This window comes from Aquirufa regiilacus (genome assembly GCF_032470275.1).
In the GTDB taxonomy this organism is placed as follows: domain Bacteria; phylum Bacteroidota; class Bacteroidia; order Cytophagales; family Spirosomataceae; genus Aquirufa; species Aquirufa regiilacus.
Genome location: NZ_JAVNWW010000001.1, coordinates 920,193 through 937,002, shown reverse-complemented (window position 1 = coordinate 937,002; position 16,810 = coordinate 920,193). Strand labels below are relative to the sequence as shown.

Here is a 16,810-nt window from a genome sequence, read left to right as displayed (position 1 = left end):
TTAGCGCCAAGCCTTAAATTGATTAATTAATCCATTCGTAGAACTATCATGCGAATGGATTTTTTCGTTATTCGCTAATTCGGGCAGAATTGAGTTTGCTAATTGCTTTCCTAATTCAACTCCCCATTGATCATAAGAGAACACGTTCCAAATGACGCCCTGAACAAAGATCTTGTGCTCATACATAGCAATCAATGCACCTAACGTTTTTGGATTAATTTCCTTAACTAGAATAGAGTTTGTTGGCTTATTCCCTTCAAATACTTTAAAAGGGCTCAATCTAGCAATTTCATCCGCTGGCAAACTAGCCTTAATTAGCTCAGCTTCTACGACTTCTTTGGTTTTGCCATTCATTAATGCTTCTGTTTGAGCAAAGAAATTAGACATCAATAAAGTGTGGTGATTTCCAATCTTGTTATGCGTAATAGCTGGAGCAATGAAATCAGCAGGGATTAACTGTGTTCCCTGGTGAATGAGTTGATAAAACGCATGTTGGCCATTTGTACCAGGTTCACCCCAAATTACAGGTCCTGTTGCATAGGTTACCCGTTTTCCATTACGATCAACAGACTTACCATTTGATTCCATATCACCTTGTTGGAAATAGGCAGCAAATCGGTGCATATATTGGTCATAGGGTAAGATGGCATGTGTCGCCGCATCAAAGAAATTAACATACCATATACCTAGTAATGCTAAAATGACAGGCATGTTTTTATCAAAGGGAGCAGTTGCAAAATGTTCATCCATTTCATTCGCCCCGGCTAAGAGTAATTCGAAATTCTCAAATCCAATTGACAATGAGATGGATAATCCGATGGCCGACCACAATGAATAGCGACCACCTACCCAATCCCAAAATTCAAACATATTTGCGACGTCAATTCCAAATTCATCAACAGCCTTTGCGTTAGTTGATAAAGCAACGAAATGTTTGGAAACAGCAGCTTCATCTTTAGCTGTAGCTAAAAACCATTCGCGCGCAGAAAAGGCATTCGCCATCGTCTCCTGCGTCGTAAATGTTTTAGATGCAATTAAAAACAAGGTTGTTTCTGGGTTAACCTTCTTTAAAGTTTCAGCAATGTGAGTTCCATCAACATTACTTACAAAATGGATATTGAGATGATTTTTATAAGGCTTTAATCCTTCTGTGACCATAACCGGACCTAAATCAGATCCACCAATACCAATATTCACTACATCGGTAATTGTTTTCCCTGTAAAACCTTTCCATGCACCTGAAATGACTTGATTCGTAAAGTCTTTCATGTGCGCCTTTACAGCTTGGATAGCGGGAATGATATTCTCTCCATCTACGATAATAGATGTAGTTGGTTTAGCTCTTAATGCCGTATGAAGAACCGCGCGGTTTTCATTTTGATTAATTTTAGCTCCTGTGAACTGTGCTTTTATAGCATCCTTTAAGCCACATTCTTCTGCTAAAGCAACCAGGTGTGAAAACGTGGCTTCATCAATGATATTTTTTGAATAATCGAGAAATATATCTTGATCTAAGAGACTGAATCTTTCTTGACGGTTTGAATCTTGTTCAAATAGTGCCTTCAATTGAATGCTTGAAAGTCTATTGCGATCTTCACTTAATGCTTGGAAGGATTGTGTTTTTGAAAAATCAATCGTGGATAATGTCATGTGTTATACTGTTGGCTTATTAATTCTCAAAAATACGATTTTCTTAGGGATTAAAAAAGGGGTACAAGTTAGACTTATACCCCTTCAATTCGATTAAAACCTATTATAAGTTCGGTTGTGGTGTTTTACGTAAATAAGGTTTAATGGTCGTAAAACCTTTTGGGAACTTGGTTACAGCGTCCTCATTGGACACAGCAGGTGTAATGATTACGTCCTCTCCATTTTTCCAATCCGCAGGTGTAGCTACTTGATAATTTGCCGTTAGCTGTAAGGAATCAATTACACGTAATATTTCTGTAAAATTGCGTCCTGTTGAAGCAGGATATGTTAATGTTAATTTAATTTTCTTGTCGGGTCCAATAATAAATACAGATCGAACAGTTGCTTTTTCAGATGCATTCGGGTGAATCATGTCGTAAAGAAGGGCTACTTTTTTCTCAGGATCTGCAATAATTGGGAAATTCAATTTTACATTATTTATTTCCTCAATATCAGGCACCCATTTGTTATGTGATTCTAAATCATCTACGGAAATGGCAATGGCTTTCACGCCACGTTTAGCGAAATCGCCGGCCAATAAGGCTGTCTTGCCTAATTCTGTTGTACAAACAGGAGTGAAGTCAGCTGGATGACTAAATAATAAAACCCATGAATTATTGATCCATTCATGGAAATTGATTGGACCTTGTGTTGTGTCAGCACTAAAATCCGGTGCGATATCGCCTAAATGTAATGACATAATGATAGGGGTTAGATTAATATATTTATTCTATCAAATTTATAGACTTTATTCAAATAAAAAAAGCAATCCTAAAATAAGATTGCTTTTAACATTACACTTCATCAACAAACTAAAAACCAAATAATTAAAAAGCTGTAGGAGAAGGATTCGAACCTCCAAGGTGCAGTTAGCCGCGACACAGAACTGATTTAGTGGTCAACCCATTATGAAGCGTTTATCCTGAACTCACCACCCCCGAGACAGGAGGGCACGTCTGCCAATTTCATCACCCTACAGTGAAAAAATAACTACCTTTGTAATTATCTTGAGACAAATATAAAAGATGTTTTTATTTATTTCAAAATATTTGAAGAAAAATATCGATTTGTTGGATATTTTTTAAAAATTTGACCTAATTATTGAAAATTTCGAATGGACAAGAAGACTGATTTAGATCCTTTAGATTACAAAATATTAGAAATACTCGTTGAAGACGCTAATTTGCCTTATACCGAAATTGGTCAGCGCTTAGATGTTTCAGGTGGTACCGTTCATGTTCGCATGAAAAAAATGGAATCCATGGGTATTGTCAAAGGAGCTCAATTATTAATTGATTATTCCAAAATCGGTTGGGATATTACAGCCTTTTTGGGCATCTATTTAGATAAAAGTTCCTTGTATGAAGATGTTGCTAAACAATTAGAAGCAATTCCTGAAGTGGTTAATATTCATTACACGACTGGTATTTATAGCATTTTCGCTAAAATTATTTGCCGAGATACCCAACATTTACGTGAAGTTTTACATGATAAAATTCAACGTGTTACTGGGATCCAACGGACTGAAACTTTTATCTCATTAGAAGAAAGTTTAATTCGGAATACACCTTTATTTTAGTTTATTTAGATTCATTCTACTTAAATGCTTCTATTTTATAATTTGATTCGTAATTTTGTATTCAAATTATAAAATAGAGATGGCAGAGCACCCAGATGATATCTTATTGGAGGTAACAAATTCAGACTACAAATATGGATTTGAGTCCAATTTTGAAACGGATGAAGCCCCTATGGGTTTAGATGAGTCTATTATCCGTTTTATTTCAAATAAAAAGAACGAGCCCGAGTGGATGTTTGAGTGGCGTTTAGCTGCTTTTAATCATTGGAAAACGTTAAAGGAGCCTGATTGGGCAAATTTGACTTACACACCTTCTGATTATCAAGCTTTAAAATATTATTCCGCTCCTAAACCAAAGAAGACGCTTAATTCTTTAGATGAAATAGATCCTGAATTAAGAAGAACCTTTGAAAAATTGGGTATTTCTTTAGATGAGCAAAAGCGAATTTCTGGGGTAGCTGTAGCGGTTGACGCGGTAATTGATTCCGTTTCTGTTGCTACTACGTACAAAGAGACCTTAGCAGAAAAAGGTATTATTTTTTGTTCGATTTCGGAAGCCATCAAAGAACATCCTGAACTCGTTAAGAAATATTTAGGAAGTGTTGTTCCTGTGAAGGACAATTTTTTCTCTGCTTTAAATGCTGCCGTTTTCTCAGATGGTTCATTCTGTTATATTCCAAAAGGCGTAAGATGTCCAATGGAACTGTCTACTTATTTCCGGATTAATGCAGCAGGTACAGGTCAATTTGAGCGTACCTTAATTATTGCTGACGAGGATTCCTATGTGAGTTATTTAGAAGGTTGTACCGCTCCTCAACGTGATGAAAATCAATTGCATGCGGCTGTTGTGGAAATTTTTGTACATAAAGGTGCAGAGGTTAAATACAGTACAGTACAAAACTGGTATCCTGGTGATAAAGAAGGGAAGGGGGGAATTTTCAATTTTGTGACGAAGCGTGGTATCTGCGATGGTGCTCACTCGAAATTATCTTGGACGCAAGTTGAAACGGGTTCTGCTGTGACTTGGAAATATCCTTCAGTCGTTCTAAAAGGAGATTATTCCATTGGCGAATTCTATTCTGTGGCTGTGACGAATAATTACCAACAAGCCGATACAGGTACCAAGATGATTCATTTAGGAAAACATTCTAAATCCAGAATTGTATCCAAAGGTATTTCGGCTGGATTTTCACAAAACTCTTACCGTGGCTTAGTTCAAGTAGCTCGTAAAGCTGATAAATCGAAGAACTTTTCACAATGTGATTCACTTTTATTAGGGGATAAATGTGGTGCACATACTTTCCCTTATTTGGAAGTTAAAAATAGCTCTTCCTCGGTTGAGCACGAAGCAACAACTTCCAAAATTGGTGAAGATCAAATTTTCTATTGTAACCAACGAGGTTTGTCTTCCGAAACAGCGGTAGCATTAATCGTTAATGGTTATGCGAAGGAGGTTTTAAATCAATTACCGATGGAGTTTGCGGTAGAAGCGCAAAAATTATTGGCCATCTCCCTTGAAGGATCTGTTGGTTAAGGTTTTACACCTCCGGTATGTAAGGCCAATAGTCTACTTCCTGGCTTAAAAGTGTCTTTTTGAATTAAATCATAGAGCCCATAGAACATCTTTCCGGTGTATATGGGCTCTATTTTTAGTTGGTGCTTATGGCTAAATACCTCACAAAACTGTATAAGCTCTTCAGGTTGATTCGCATATTTCCCAAAGATGTATGAAGAATATAATTGTTGGATGGGTATGTTTAATAATGTAGCATTTGACTCGATTTCAGTTAAATTATTCAAGGTCAATATCCCGTGTACAATTGTTTTACTGGTCGAATCACATAAGCCTAAATAGGTTGTACCTGTTCCTACAGTACAGATGATGTGATCAAAGGCTACATCACATAATTCATGCACGATTTCCTTAATTCCTGTTATAGCGGCATTTCCAAAACCACCTTCTGCTATGATCAATGAATCACTAGTTTTAAATCCTTCAGGAATACGTTTTTGTTGGTAGTCAGCCCTATTTATAAAGATTAACTCCATTCCCCAGTTTTTCATCTGAGTTAAATAAATATTGCTTTCAGCTGTCAATTCATCCCCACGAATTATTCCCGTTGTTGATATTCCTAATTCCTTACCCGCATAGGCAAGTGCATAGAGATGATTAGAATAGGCACCTCCAAAACTAATTACATGCTTATGGCCATTAAATTGCGCTATTTGAATATATTCCCGTAATTTGCGCCACTTATTCCCGCTGATGATGGGATGAATCAAATCATCTCGTTTTACATAAACACGTACGTGCTTCTGTTCAAAGAGTTCATCATGGATTTCATCGATTGCCGATGGTAAACGTAAGCTTTGTTTTTCAAATTGTAAGATGTCCATAGACCCAGAAATAGACCCAATTGAATCAGAAGATGATTTATTTGAGCATTATAATTTTGTTGTTGACAAAGGTCAACAATTGTTAAGAATAGATAAATATTTATTACTTAAAATTGCTAATTCAAGTCGTTCTAAAATTCAAACGGGTATCGAGGCAGGTGCGGTTAAAGTGAATGACCAACTAATTAAATCGAATTACAAGGTTAAACCTTTTGATGAGATTTCCGTGTCATTTTCTACACCTCCGCGTGATAATGAAGTTATTCCGGAAAACCTACCTCTTAATATTGTTTATGAGGATTCCGACTTAATAATTATTAATAAAGAACCGGGGATGGTCGTGCACCCTGCGCATGGAAATTGGACAGGAACATTGGTTAATGGATTGCTTTATTATTGCCAAAACTTACCCGGTAATAATAATATCAGACCTGGTCTGGTGCATCGAATTGACAAGGATACATCTGGATTATTGGTCATTGCGAAAACAGAATTTGCCATTACTTATTTAGCAAAACAATTCTTTGATCATAGCATTGAAAGAACTTATTATGCCATTCTTTGGGGAGTACCCAAAGTTGAAAAGGGTACCTTACGAGGTAATATTACACGACATCCCAAAGATCGTAAAATAATGCATATGCTACCTGAGGACAGTGAAGAAGGAAAATTAGCAATTACACATTATGAGGTCATTGAATCATTTGGTTTCTGTTCATTCGTTAAATTTAATTTAGAAACAGGTCGAACCCATCAAATTCGTGCGCATGCACAATCGATGGGGCATCCGCTCGTTTCTGATTCCTCTTACGGTGGAGATAAAATTCGTTTCATGAGTACACGAACGAATTTTAAGCAATTTGTTGACAATATGTTTAAAGTTTGCCCAAGACAAGCTTTGCATGCCTATTCACTGGGCTTTGATCATCCTACCACAAATGAAAGGATGCAATTTGAAAGTCAGTTTCCGGAAGATTTTGATAATTTATTGAATAAGCTTAGAAAATTTACCAACGATTAATATGATTAAATTAAGGAGAGCTACCCAAGAAGATATTCCAAGTATACTAGAACTCGTTCACGCCTTAGCTGTATTCGAAAAAGCACCAGAGGAAGTGACAGCTACCGTTCAAGATTATGTTGAGAATGGTTTTGGTGATAATCCTATTTTCTCATGCTTATTGGCTTATCACGATGACCAATTAGCTGGATTTTCGCTTTGGTATTATCGATTCTCCACATGGAAAGGAAAACGTTTATACCTAGAAGATCTTTATGTAAAAGATGTGTTCCGTGGCAAGGGGATAGGTCAGCAATTAATTGAAGCTTGTATCGAGGAAGCAAAACGTACCCTTTGTACGGGCATGATGTGGCAGGTCTTGGATTGGAATACGCCTGCAATCGAATTTTACAAACGATACAATGCATCATTTGATGGAGAATGGATAAATGTAAACTTACAGTTATAAAGAATTTCGATCTAGAAAATAATAGTCATTTGGGAATCGCCCCTTTGACTTTTCTAGGATCATCTGGGCTGCACGTTTACCCATTAAGGCAAAGTCGTTTGAAATAACGGATATCCCTTCGGATATGATTTCTTTGAGCGGTGTATCGTCATAGGAGATAACACCTATTTCTTTCCCAAATTTCCAATTTCTCTTGGTGCACCAGTTGATCATTTTGATTAAATCAAATTCGCGAAAAACGATATATGCTTGTTTTTCTTGAATGTCAACGTCCTCTTCTAGGTCAGGTATTATATCATGAATGATTGAGTTATCCACACAGAAGCGCGTAAAGCCTTTAATTATGCCATTTGGCGTGTATTGGAAACTCTTACTACTAAGTACAAGATTTAGGGAATCGTATCGATTGATTTTAGGTAAACATTCCGTTAATCCTTTATAGATATTGGATTCAAAGTCTTGAAAAAGAATGGCGGCATCTGGACCAAATTCCTTTACATCAATATCTAAAATCAATAATTTATCTTTTGGTATTTTGGCTAATATCCCTGAAACGCTTTTGTTAAAATGGGGTAGGATGATGTAATGATTATATTTACCCACATTATCATGAATCAAATTTTCAAATAATTGTATATCGTGGTAATGGAAAAATAGGGTGTGAGTTACGCCTTCTCCTAAATTCTCTAAAATATTATCAAGTAATATCTCTTTGTAGGGCGTTAAAGCGTCCATCAAAATAAATACATTCAGCGCGCTCCTTGTATCGGTAGATGCCACATAAAATCCTTTACCATGATGCGAGGTAATAAGACCACGTTCTCGCAGTTCATCATAGGCTTTGGTTACTGTCATGCGAGCCATCCCAAATTCGCTGGCAACAACATTGATGGAGGGAAGCTGTTTCCCACGATCAAATTGACCAGAATCAATGGCGTCAACGATACTATCGATGAGCTGTTGATATTTGGGCTTATTATTATTTGGATCGAATGTTATCATGGTAATTAATATTATTAATGCATAACAATTGTACTCTCTATATCTTCAAGAGTGGCTCCTTTTGTTTCTGGCATCAAGAATTTGACATAGGCCAACTGCGCTACCATCATGAAAGCAAAAAATGTAAATATGCTCGTTTCCCCTAAAATGTTTGTAAAGATGGGGAAAAAATTGGTAATCAAAGCCGCTAATATCCAATGTGTCAATGACCCCCAGGCCATACCGGATGCACGAACTGAATTCGGGAATATTTCAGATATAAATACCCAAATTACAGAGCCTTGACCTATTGCATGGGCTGCAATGAAAGCAAAGATATAAAGAGGTACAAATTCAAAGGAGTCTGCATAAAAAGCATAGGCAATCAAGGATAAGGACACGATATATCCGATACTTCCTATGTACATTAATAATTTACGTCCTACACGGTCAATTAAATACCATCCCAAGAGGGTGAAAATCAAGTTGGCAACACCAATCCCAGCGGACTGAAGTAAAGCACTAGATTTGTCTAGGTGTGCCTTTTCGAATATTCGCGGGGCATAGTATAATACAGCATTTATACCCGACAATTGGTTGAAGAACGAGAATAAAAAGGCTAATAATAACGGCTTGAAATATTTACTTGTAAAGATTCTTTCCGCCGTAGATACCTTTGTTTGATTCGTTAATATTCGAGTAATCGTTCCCTTGGGGTCAGGATCTACTAATTCCAAAACTTTTAATGCACCGGCTTGATCATTTCGATGAAGCAATAAAAAGGTAGGGCTCTCTGGGGTAAATAAGATTAGAATTGAAAAAAGTAAACTAGGAAGTCCTACAATTCCGAGCATCCAACGCCAATCATTTTCGCCTAAGCCACTTATTAGGTAGTTAGATACATAAGCTATGAGTATCCCTAAAACAATATTTAATTGAAAGGATATAACCAATTTACCACGATGCTTAGCAGGCGCTATTTCGGATATATATATAGGTGCTACGACTGATGAAGCCCCAATTCCTAAGCCTCCTAAGAAGCGAAAAATCATAAAACTATTGACGTCAGTAGCTAATGCCGCACCGATTGATGAGACTAAAAAACTTAATCCGATCCAAAACAAGGTCTTCTTTCGGCCAAATTTATCAGCGGGTATACCTCCAAATGCAGCTCCGAGTACGGTTCCGTAAAGAGCCGTTGCCATAGCAAAACCATGCGTCCAATCGTCAAGGTTCCATAATTCTTTGATTGTTTTCTCTACTCCTGATATGACAGTCATATCCATGCCAAAAAGCATTCCACCAAGACCAACGGTGATAGACCAAAATATTACGTGTTTGTTCATGTTTATACCTAATTGCTAAACAAATTAGCAATTATTTAAAGATTTTAAATTGTAATTATTGGACGAAATGATATTATTGATGCTTTTTTGAGGAATAGTAGAGTAAATGTTCGGGAGATATGTATTGTTTGAACTCTTCTACAAATTCATTGGGTTGCATTTGTTCTATTTGAGACACGAAACTTTGAGGTGTTTTACCTGTAAATTTTTTAAAGGTATGATTGAAATGAGCCGTATCGTAAAAACCCAATAATTCGGCTAATTCTTGATTTTTAGAACTTTTGTTTTGCGCAAAATAGGCTAAAGATTGATTGATACGTTTAATTTGTAAATACTCCTTTGGCGTTATACCCGTTAACTCGATAAAGGCTCGGGTAATTGTTTTATACTGCGCAGCATTAATATCCGATTGGGAAGTTAATGTTTTTACGAATTCTTGAAGCCTTTTCCATTTTTTAGCGCGTTCTGGTAGGAATAAGGGAAGGAATAATTCTTCAAATAGACTTATGCGGTCTTCGAATGTTTTTAAATTTTTTAATTGAGTTAACCAACCATTCGATTCTTGACCTAAGAATTTATCTAATGGAACATTTTCATTGTTGAAATTTTTAAAACCTAGGTTGGAAAAACAAGCCAATCCGCCTAAATTAAACTTAATCCCAAAAATGTGATTGCCAACCTGGTGTTTATAATACGTGGGAAATGTATGTAATGCCTCAATGGTGGCACCTAAAATTGGTGTAAATTCTACAGGATTTTGAACAGCACGATAATAGTCATTACCTAGTGAAAATGTAATGACTAATTGATCTTCTGGAAAAATTGTTTCGACCTCATAAGGTATATCACTTTCATCTTCCATCTTTTTTTCCCAATAATGGTCGATGTAAGTCGCGAGTAGGCCTTCTGGTTTCTTGTAATGAATTAACATTCTGTACTTATTTAATGTATTTGTTCGCTACAAAACTTGCTACGATTCCTAATAGTACGAGTAAAAATAATGAACTTTGCAAGTTGGAAAAATCTGCCAAATATCCAATCAAAACGGGGCCAATTAAAAAGCCAATGTAGGCGATGGTCGATACTCCAGCAATGGCTATGGCAGGTTCGATATTTTTTTGATTTCCAGCTTGCGAATAGATAAGTGGTACAATCGTCGAGATTCCAAGTCCAGTTAAAAAACAACCTAAGATTTTAAACTCAACCATTGGCAGATATAATGTTATTATCATTCCAATGGAGATTAATAAGCCATTTAATGTCAAAATTGTACGGACACCTAAATTTCTAGATATATAGTCTCCCGTAAAACGTCCGATGACCATGGCTAGTGCAAAGGATGAAAATCCAATGGTTGTCGCATAGGATGAACTAGTAACATCTTCTTTGAAATATAAGGTAATCCAATCTGCCATAGCTCCCTCACATAGCATCCCACAAAATGCCACTAAGGCTAATATGGTTAGGTAACGCCCCAAGTGTAAAATAGATGATTTTGGTTTATCGTCATCGGTAGATTGGGATTCTCCTTTTATCAAATTTGGATAGAAAACAGGGATGGCTAATAAATTTAGTCCGGCAATGAAATAAAAATGATCTTGAATATCATATCCAAGTTTTGATATATAACCACCTAATAAGGCGCCAATCATCAAACCAATGGAGAATATGGCATGAAAAGATGACATGATTATTTTATTCATTTTGGCCTCCAATGAAACGACTTGGGTATTCATGGCAATATTCAATATATCGCCAGCCATTCCAAAAAAGAATAAGCATACGAATAGCATATATGAATTCATGCTGTAGCTTATAATGGGTATAATCAAGATGTAAAGAAATACAGCTACAATACAAATGATGCGAGAATTAAACTTGGAGATAAGCCATCCAGCTAAGGGAAGAGATACCAATGACCCAAACGGCAATCCCATTAAAACGGTACCTAATTCTGCATCTGATAAGTGTAATAAGTACTTAAAATCAGGAATTCGCGTTGCCCACGTGGCAAAGTTTAAGCCGCAGAGTAAAAACAAAATTCCTATGCTAAATCTATTTTTTATAAGTTGGCTCATACCAATAATCTAGCTTTTACGTCCAACCAAGTATTCATACGTTCATATTCTTGAATATGTAAGTTGTGTGGAGCGGTAAATAGGAGAGGAGTTCCCGTAAATGTCTTTAGATTTTTCTCGTGATCATCGATCAAATAATCAGCTAAAATCATATGTTTGTGGCCACAAAACACGGTATTTTGCCAACCGATAAAAGGAAAGTGTTTAGCCATCCAATTAAGTTTTTCTTTCATGGAATTTGGGAATTCGGTTGCTGCTGAAACGATGAATACTTCATATTTTTCCTGAAGGGCTTGTATCACTTCAATCGCATGGGGTTTGACAGGGATGTCTTCGAAAAAACCGGGCTCCCAAAGAAAGTCGTTGTTTGCAATGTATACATCATAAAAAGCTTTCTTCTCAGAATCCTTTGCCGTCATAAGCCCCTCATAGGTATAATCACCGGTGATTTTTTCGTTGATGTATTGTATAATTTTGAACGTGGTGTCGGCCATCACGTCATCCATGTCAATTGCGATTCTTTTCATAAGGCTATTAAATAAAAAAACTCCCCAAATATGGGGAGTTTTTTGTCTAAATAAAATTTGGATTACATCATGCCACCCATGCCACCACCTGCACCATGAGCATGAGGTGCTTCATTGGCTGGCTTGTCAGCAATTACACATTCAGTTGTCAATAATAATCCTGCAATAGATGCAGCATTTTCTAATGCTAAACGCGTAACCTTTGTTGGATCAATGATACCTGCTGCAATCATATTTTCATACTTATCTTCACGGGCATTGTAACCGAAGTCATCTTTACCAGCTTTAACAGCATTAATGACAACAGAACCTTCGCCACCTGCATTAGCAACAATTGTGCGTAATGGAGATTCTACTGCTTGACGGATGATGTTAATACCTGTTGTTTGATCTTCGTTTTCTCCTTTAAGTCCTTCTAATGAACTAATAGCACGAATCAATGCAACACCACCACCAGCGACAATTCCTTCTTCTACCGCCGCACGTGTAGCGTGTAAAGCATCGTCAACACGGTCTTTCTTTTCCTTCATTTCAACTTCTGTTGCTGCACCAATATAAAGGATTGCAACACCACCCGATAATTTAGCAAGACGTTCTTGTAATTTCTCGCGATCGTAATCAGAAGTTGTATTTTCGATTTGAGCTTTGATTTGATTCACACGATTTGTGATATCATCAGCAGAACCCGCACCATTTACGATCGTTGTATTATCTTTATCAATGATGATTTTCTCAGCTTGACCTAGGTATTCAATCGTAGCGTTTTCTAATTTAAATCCACGATCTTCTGATATTACCGTTCCACCAGTTAAGATGGCGATGTCTTCCAACATAGCTTTACGACGATCACCAAATCCTGGGGCTTTTACGGCAGCAACTTTAAGTGCACCGCGAATTTTATTTACAACCAAGGTAGCTAAAGCCTCTCCATCGACATCTTCTGAGATAATCAATAATGGACGACCTGTTTGTGCTACTCCTTCTAATACAGGTAATAATTCTTTCATAGAAGATACTTTCTTCTCTGAAATTAAGATGAATGGTTTTTCTAATTCAACCTCCATTTTCTCTGTATTCGTTACGAAATAGGGAGATAAATATCCACGATCGAATTGCATACCTTCTACGGTCTTAACTTCCGTTTCAGTACCACGTGCTTCTTCTACAGTGATAACACCTTCGCGACCTACTTTATCCATGGCAGATGAGATCATCGTACCGATTTCAAAATCGTTATTCGCTGAAATTGTAGCAACTTGTGCAATTTCGTTAGAAGTTGTAATAGGACGAGATTGACCTTTTAAATTAGCAACAATTGCCTCTACAGCTTTTTCAATACCCTTTTTAAGGTCCATTGGATTAGCACCTGCTGCTACGTTCTTCGAACCAATCGTGTAAATAGCTTGAGTTAAAACGGTTGCTGTCGTTGTACCATCACCCGCCTGGTCAGCAGTTTTTGAAGCTACCTCTTTAACTAATTGAGCCCCCATATTTTCCACAGGGTCCTCTAATTCGATTTCTTTAGCAACAGATACACCATCTTTTGTGATCGATGGTGAACCAAACTTTTTATCAATAATTACGTTACGACCTTTAGGTCCTAATGTTACTTTTACAGCATTTGCAAGGGTATCGACCCCTCTTTTCATCTTTTCGCGCGCTTCGCTATCGAAATATAATTCCTTTGCCATGATATATTAAATTGATTTTAGGTTTAAATAAATTACAATACTGCAAAAATGTCAGACTCACGCATGATTAAATAATCTTTTCCTTCGATGGTTATCTCGGTTCCTGAATATTTACCATACAAAACTTCATCCCCAACTTTAACTGTAATGGGCTCATCTTTCTTGCCATTTCCAACAGCAACAATGATACCTTTTTGTGGTTTTTCTTTCGCCGTGTCAGGAATAATGATTCCAAAAGCTGTTTTTTCTTCCGCAGCAGCTGGCTCAACAATAACGCGATCTGCTAAGGGTTTGATCGTTAATTTTGACATGTTATAATAAATTTAAGATTTGTAAAATTTCAATTTCTAATTAAAATAGAAATGCGTGACAACATACTCAAGATGTATGCCACGCATTTAAGACTGAAAAAATGTCAGTTAATTATTTTGCTGCAGGTGTTGCCGGTGCCATAGGAGCAGGAGCTGCAGGAACTGTTTTCGTCGCCGCTTTTTCTACATTCACCGATTGTGTTGCATCTGCAGAACCAGAAGAAACTGTGAAGTTTGTGATTAGAACTAAGGCTAAAATAGCAATAGAGAAGCCCCAAGTTAATTGTTCTACTAAATCACCTGTTTTTTGTACACCAAACATTTGTGTCGCACCAGCAGATCCAAACTCTCCACTAATTCCTCCTCCTTTGGGATTTTGAACCAAAATAAGAATAATTAATAGAACTGAGAAAAGAACAATAAGAGAGATTAATAGCGTAAACATATTTATTCGTTTATATTTTGTTTTAATTCTGAAATACGAGTTGCAAAGTAAAGCCTTTTTTCAGGTTTTGCCAAGATTAATTGTTCATATATATCAATTGCCTGTTGATATTTTTGCTGCTTAACTAAAATGATAGCAAATGTTTCTGATACGGGAGGTGTCCAAGTACTAGCAGCTAAATCTACTTCGGGCTCCACATCATCACTAGTTGATTGTTTCTTCGCTTTTGCCAAGCTGGGCATTTTTTGAAGAAAGTCTTCAATGATATCCTGCTGACTGTTTACTGTACTATTATAATTTGTTATTTCCGGTGCATCAAAATTAGCGTGGTAAAACTGCTGACGGATAGGAGATTGCAAAGCCGTTTTTCGCAAAATCTGTTGTCCTTGTTCAAAATTCCAATTAAGTAAATAAAAGAACGGGTAATTTTCTAAATCCTTCAATAGGAGCGTATTCGTTTCTGATTCTTCACGATCAAAACGATTTAACAAATACCATAATTGTTGGGATTTATTGATTTTCATTACCAATCTCCTGCTATTTTATTAAATAAGTCTAATATAATTTGATCCGATAATTTAGGTATCAATACTTTTTCAACCTGCGTTAATGTTTGATTTTGCGGAAAATCCTGATAAAAAGAGAATTCTTGTTCAAAATTTTTCTCTTCATCTAATTTATTGGTCACGATAAAATTAACGCGCAAGGTCAATCGATTAAGTCCTGCTTTATCATCGGTGGTCGGTGCCTGTGGTGTTAGTTCATAACCTACAATCGTACCCTCTACAAGTAAATCAGGATTTTGATTTGTTAATTTAAGGGTTGTATTCCGTTGAAAATATTCTTTTAATTTTTCATTGACAGTCAGGCCAAGGTTTGAAGGACCACCTGCCGTTTCCATACGGATATTGTTAATCTGAATTGTCTTCAAATCTGCCGATAAACTTGCTCCCTTAAAGCTGTAGCAACCTTGTAACAGAACTAATGCAAAGAGTGCTATTGACTTATGCCAAATCTTCCAAATCATATTGTTTGATTTTACGGTATAAAGTACGCTCAGAAATGCCTAAATCTTTGGCGGCATGTTTTCTTTTATTTTTATTTTTTTTCAGTGCGCGGATGATGATTTCTTTTTCCTGTTTTTCTAAAGATAATGTAACATCCTGACTTGGACTGATAACCTCTTCATAATTTAAATCAATCGGTTCTTCACTCGCATAATTCAATTGTTCGCTAGGTTCCTCGATGCGTTGAACCGGTAGTGCTAATCCTTTGGAGATATCCTCCGATGGTCGTAAATCAGCAAATAATGATGGATTCTCATGTAAAATATCATATCCTGTACTATTCCCCGTTTCGATTACTTTGAGTAGTATTTTCTTTAACTCAGTCACATCCCGCTTGAGATCAAACAAGATTTTATAAAGAATCTCCCGCTCATTCATTCCTTCGGAACTTTGGAAAAAATCAGATTTTACGACACTTGATTTCAATTTTGGTTCATTGAAAACTAAATATTCATGTAATTTTTCCTGATCGACGATTCGATCACCCATTTCCAAAACGGAAATTTGTTCAGCCAAATTTTTTAATTGGCGAATATTACCTGGAAAATGTTGTTTCTGAAGCAGTATTTTAGCTTCATTCGTTAAAGTAATAGGTTTTACTCGATGTAATTCTGAAAAGTCGGTTGTGAATTTCCGGAATAACAATTCGATGTCTTGTCCTCTTTCACGCAAGGGGGGAACATAGATGGGAACTGTGCATAAACGATAATACAAGTCTTCTCTAAATTTCCCTTGACTAATGGCGTCCTGTAAGTTTAGATTGGTTGCCGCGACGACACGAGTGTTCGTTCGCTGCACTTTGGATGAACCTACTCGATAGAATTCGCCATTTTCCAATACCCTTAATAATCGAGCTTGCGTTCCCAAAGGCATTTCAGCAATTTCATCTAAAAAGATGGTACCTCCGTCAGTTACTTCAAAATAGCCCTTTCTCGCCTCTATAGCTCCCGTAAATGACCCTTTTTCATGTCCAAATAATTCAGAATCAATAGTTCCTTCCGGTATTGCACCGCAATTAACCGCAATAAATTGCCCATGTTTTCGCTTGGATAAACTATGAATAATTTTTGAAAAGGACTCTTTACCTGATCCACTTTCTCCTGTAATCAATACGGTCATGTCCGTAGGAGCCACTTGCTCTGCAATGGAAATCGCATGCAATAGGGAAGGAGCATTCCCGATAATTCCGAACCTTGCCTTTAAAGCTGTTAAATGACTTGTTTCCATCGT

The 16,810-nt window shown here is 36.7% G+C and carries 18 protein-coding genes; 4 read left to right on the top strand and 14 right to left on the bottom strand.

What is annotated here, in order from left to right:
• Both pgi and PQG45_RS04160 read right to left on the bottom strand, forming a co-directional pair.
• Positions 1 to 1,650 (bottom strand): glucose-6-phosphate isomerase, encoded by a 1,650-nt coding sequence (gene pgi / locus PQG45_RS04165; protein ID WP_315575505.1) that lies wholly within the window; start codon positions 1,648 to 1,650, stop codon positions 1 to 3.
• A 103-nt stretch (positions 1,651 to 1,753) separates the two neighbouring features.
• Positions 1,754 to 2,389 (bottom strand): peroxiredoxin, encoded by a 636-nt coding sequence (locus PQG45_RS04160; protein WP_315575507.1) that lies wholly within the window; start codon positions 2,387 to 2,389, stop codon positions 1,754 to 1,756.
• Between the two features lie 414 nt (positions 2,390 to 2,803).
• Between PQG45_RS04160 and PQG45_RS04155 the strand changes: the two genes are divergently transcribed.
• A complete protein-coding gene (locus PQG45_RS04155) occupies positions 2,804 to 3,268 on the top strand; it encodes an Lrp/AsnC ligand binding domain-containing protein (RefSeq protein ID WP_315575509.1) in 465 nt (154 codons plus the stop codon).
• A 79-nt stretch (positions 3,269 to 3,347) separates the two neighbouring features.
• Positions 3,348 to 4,802 carry a Fe-S cluster assembly protein SufB gene (gene sufB, locus PQG45_RS04150; RefSeq protein ID WP_315575510.1) on the top strand — a complete coding sequence of 485 codons (1,455 nt, stop codon included), beginning with the start codon at positions 3,348 to 3,350 and terminating at the stop codon, positions 4,800 to 4,802.
• Here the strand turns inward: sufB and PQG45_RS04145 are convergent.
• Entirely contained in the window at positions 4,799 to 5,665 is an 867-nt protein-coding gene (locus PQG45_RS04145) for a 1-aminocyclopropane-1-carboxylate deaminase/D-cysteine desulfhydrase (RefSeq protein WP_316070336.1), read from the bottom strand. The two genes, sufB and PQG45_RS04145, sit on opposite strands and share 4 nt — an antisense overlap.
• On the opposite strand from PQG45_RS04145, the gene PQG45_RS04140 reads away from it, so the two are divergent.
• A complete protein-coding gene (locus PQG45_RS04140) occupies positions 5,658 to 6,686 on the top strand; it encodes an RluA family pseudouridine synthase (RefSeq protein WP_315575514.1) in 1,029 nt (342 codons plus the stop codon). The genes PQG45_RS04145 and PQG45_RS04140 overlap by 8 nt on opposite strands.
• A 1-nt stretch (position 6,687) precedes the next feature.
• The gene (locus tag PQG45_RS04135; RefSeq protein WP_315575516.1) at positions 6,688 to 7,134 is read left to right on the top strand and encodes a GNAT family N-acetyltransferase; all 447 of its coding nucleotides are present in this window, start codon (positions 6,688 to 6,690) and stop codon (positions 7,132 to 7,134) included.
• Here PQG45_RS04135 and PQG45_RS04130 read toward each other — a convergent pair.
• From PQG45_RS04130 to PQG45_RS04080, 11 genes are all read right to left on the bottom strand, one after another.
• Complete coding sequence (locus PQG45_RS04130) at positions 7,129 to 8,136, bottom strand: GntR family transcriptional regulator (RefSeq protein ID WP_315575518.1); 1,008 nt, start codon at positions 8,134 to 8,136, stop codon at positions 7,129 to 7,131. The two genes, PQG45_RS04135 and PQG45_RS04130, sit on opposite strands and share 6 nt — an antisense overlap.
• 14 nt (positions 8,137 to 8,150) lie before the next feature.
• Positions 8,151 to 9,467 (bottom strand): sugar porter family MFS transporter, encoded by a 1,317-nt coding sequence (locus PQG45_RS04125; protein WP_390825598.1) that lies wholly within the window; start codon positions 9,465 to 9,467, stop codon positions 8,151 to 8,153.
• A gap of 67 nt (positions 9,468 to 9,534) precedes the next feature.
• A complete protein-coding gene (locus PQG45_RS04120; RefSeq protein WP_315575521.1) occupies positions 9,535 to 10,392 on the bottom strand; it encodes a helix-turn-helix domain-containing protein in 858 nt (285 codons plus the stop codon).
• Between the two features lie 7 nt (positions 10,393 to 10,399).
• Positions 10,400 to 11,539 carry an MFS transporter gene (locus PQG45_RS04115; RefSeq protein ID WP_315575523.1) on the bottom strand — a complete coding sequence of 380 codons (1,140 nt, stop codon included), beginning with the start codon at positions 11,537 to 11,539 and terminating at the stop codon, positions 10,400 to 10,402.
• Positions 11,536 to 12,066: a 5' nucleotidase, NT5C type gene (locus PQG45_RS04110; protein WP_315575525.1), complete on the bottom strand. Its 531-nt coding sequence runs from the start codon at positions 12,064 to 12,066 to the stop codon at positions 11,536 to 11,538. The genes PQG45_RS04115 and PQG45_RS04110 overlap by 4 nt, the downstream gene beginning before the upstream one ends.
• 62 nt (positions 12,067 to 12,128) lie before the next feature.
• Positions 12,129 to 13,757, bottom strand: coding sequence for a chaperonin GroEL (gene groL / locus PQG45_RS04105; RefSeq protein ID WP_315575526.1), 1,629 nt, complete (start codon positions 13,755 to 13,757; stop codon positions 12,129 to 12,131).
• 32 nt (positions 13,758 to 13,789) lie between these two features.
• A complete protein-coding gene (locus tag PQG45_RS04100) occupies positions 13,790 to 14,068 on the bottom strand; it encodes a co-chaperone GroES (protein ID WP_315575528.1) in 279 nt (92 codons plus the stop codon).
• A gap of 112 nt (positions 14,069 to 14,180) precedes the next feature.
• A complete protein-coding gene (gene secG, locus PQG45_RS04095; RefSeq protein ID WP_315575530.1) occupies positions 14,181 to 14,513 on the bottom strand; it encodes a preprotein translocase subunit SecG in 333 nt (110 codons plus the stop codon).
• Between the two features lie 2 nt (positions 14,514 to 14,515).
• Positions 14,516 to 15,037 (bottom strand): hypothetical protein, encoded by a 522-nt coding sequence (locus PQG45_RS04090; protein ID WP_316070335.1) that lies wholly within the window; start codon positions 15,035 to 15,037, stop codon positions 14,516 to 14,518.
• Positions 15,037 to 15,540, bottom strand: coding sequence for an LptE family protein (locus PQG45_RS04085; RefSeq protein ID WP_315575534.1), 504 nt, complete (start codon positions 15,538 to 15,540; stop codon positions 15,037 to 15,039). The genes PQG45_RS04090 and PQG45_RS04085 overlap by 1 nt, the downstream gene beginning before the upstream one ends.
• Positions 15,518 to 16,807 (bottom strand): sigma-54 interaction domain-containing protein, encoded by a 1,290-nt coding sequence (locus PQG45_RS04080; protein WP_316070334.1) that lies wholly within the window; start codon positions 16,805 to 16,807, stop codon positions 15,518 to 15,520. Before PQG45_RS04080 ends, PQG45_RS04085 begins: the two co-directional genes overlap by 23 nt.
• Between the last annotated feature and the right edge of the window lie 3 nt (positions 16,808 to 16,810).

Excerpts from the sequence above, each read along its gene's own strand:
- pgi (WP_315575505.1), bottom strand. The coding sequence starts at position 1,650 with ATGACATTATCCACGATTGATTTTTCAAAAACACAATCCTTCCAAGCA.
- PQG45_RS04160 (WP_315575507.1), bottom strand. The coding sequence starts at position 2,389 with ATGTCATTACATTTAGGCGATATCGCACCGGATTTTAGTGCTGACACA.
- PQG45_RS04155 (WP_315575509.1), top strand. The coding sequence starts at position 2,804 with ATGGACAAGAAGACTGATTTAGATCCTTTAGATTACAAAATATTAGAA.
- sufB (WP_315575510.1), top strand. The coding sequence starts at position 3,348 with ATGGCAGAGCACCCAGATGATATCTTATTGGAGGTAACAAATTCAGAC.
- PQG45_RS04140 (WP_315575514.1), top strand. The coding sequence starts at position 5,658 with ATGTCCATAGACCCAGAAATAGACCCAATTGAATCAGAAGATGATTTA.
- PQG45_RS04145 (WP_316070336.1), bottom strand. The coding sequence starts at position 5,665 with ATGGACATCTTACAATTTGAAAAACAAAGCTTACGTTTACCATCGGCA.
- PQG45_RS04135 (WP_315575516.1), top strand. The coding sequence starts at position 6,688 with ATGATTAAATTAAGGAGAGCTACCCAAGAAGATATTCCAAGTATACTA.
- PQG45_RS04130 (WP_315575518.1), bottom strand. The coding sequence starts at position 8,136 with ATGATAACATTCGATCCAAATAATAATAAGCCCAAATATCAACAGCTC.
- PQG45_RS04120 (WP_315575521.1), bottom strand. The coding sequence starts at position 10,392 with ATGTTAATTCATTACAAGAAACCAGAAGGCCTACTCGCGACTTACATC.
- PQG45_RS04115 (WP_315575523.1), bottom strand. The coding sequence starts at position 11,539 with ATGAGCCAACTTATAAAAAATAGATTTAGCATAGGAATTTTGTTTTTA.
- PQG45_RS04110 (WP_315575525.1), bottom strand. The coding sequence starts at position 12,066 with ATGAAAAGAATCGCAATTGACATGGATGACGTGATGGCCGACACCACG.
- groL (WP_315575526.1), bottom strand. The coding sequence starts at position 13,757 with ATGGCAAAGGAATTATATTTCGATAGCGAAGCGCGCGAAAAGATGAAA.
- PQG45_RS04100 (WP_315575528.1), bottom strand. The coding sequence starts at position 14,068 with ATGTCAAAATTAACGATCAAACCCTTAGCAGATCGCGTTATTGTTGAG.
- secG (WP_315575530.1), bottom strand. The coding sequence starts at position 14,513 with ATGTTTACGCTATTAATCTCTCTTATTGTTCTTTTCTCAGTTCTATTA.
- PQG45_RS04090 (WP_316070335.1), bottom strand. The coding sequence starts at position 15,037 with ATGAAAATCAATAAATCCCAACAATTATGGTATTTGTTAAATCGTTTT.
- PQG45_RS04085 (WP_315575534.1), bottom strand. The coding sequence starts at position 15,540 with ATGATTTGGAAGATTTGGCATAAGTCAATAGCACTCTTTGCATTAGTT.
- PQG45_RS04080 (WP_316070334.1), bottom strand. The coding sequence starts at position 16,807 with ATGGAAACAAGTCATTTAACAGCTTTAAAGGCAAGGTTCGGAATTATC.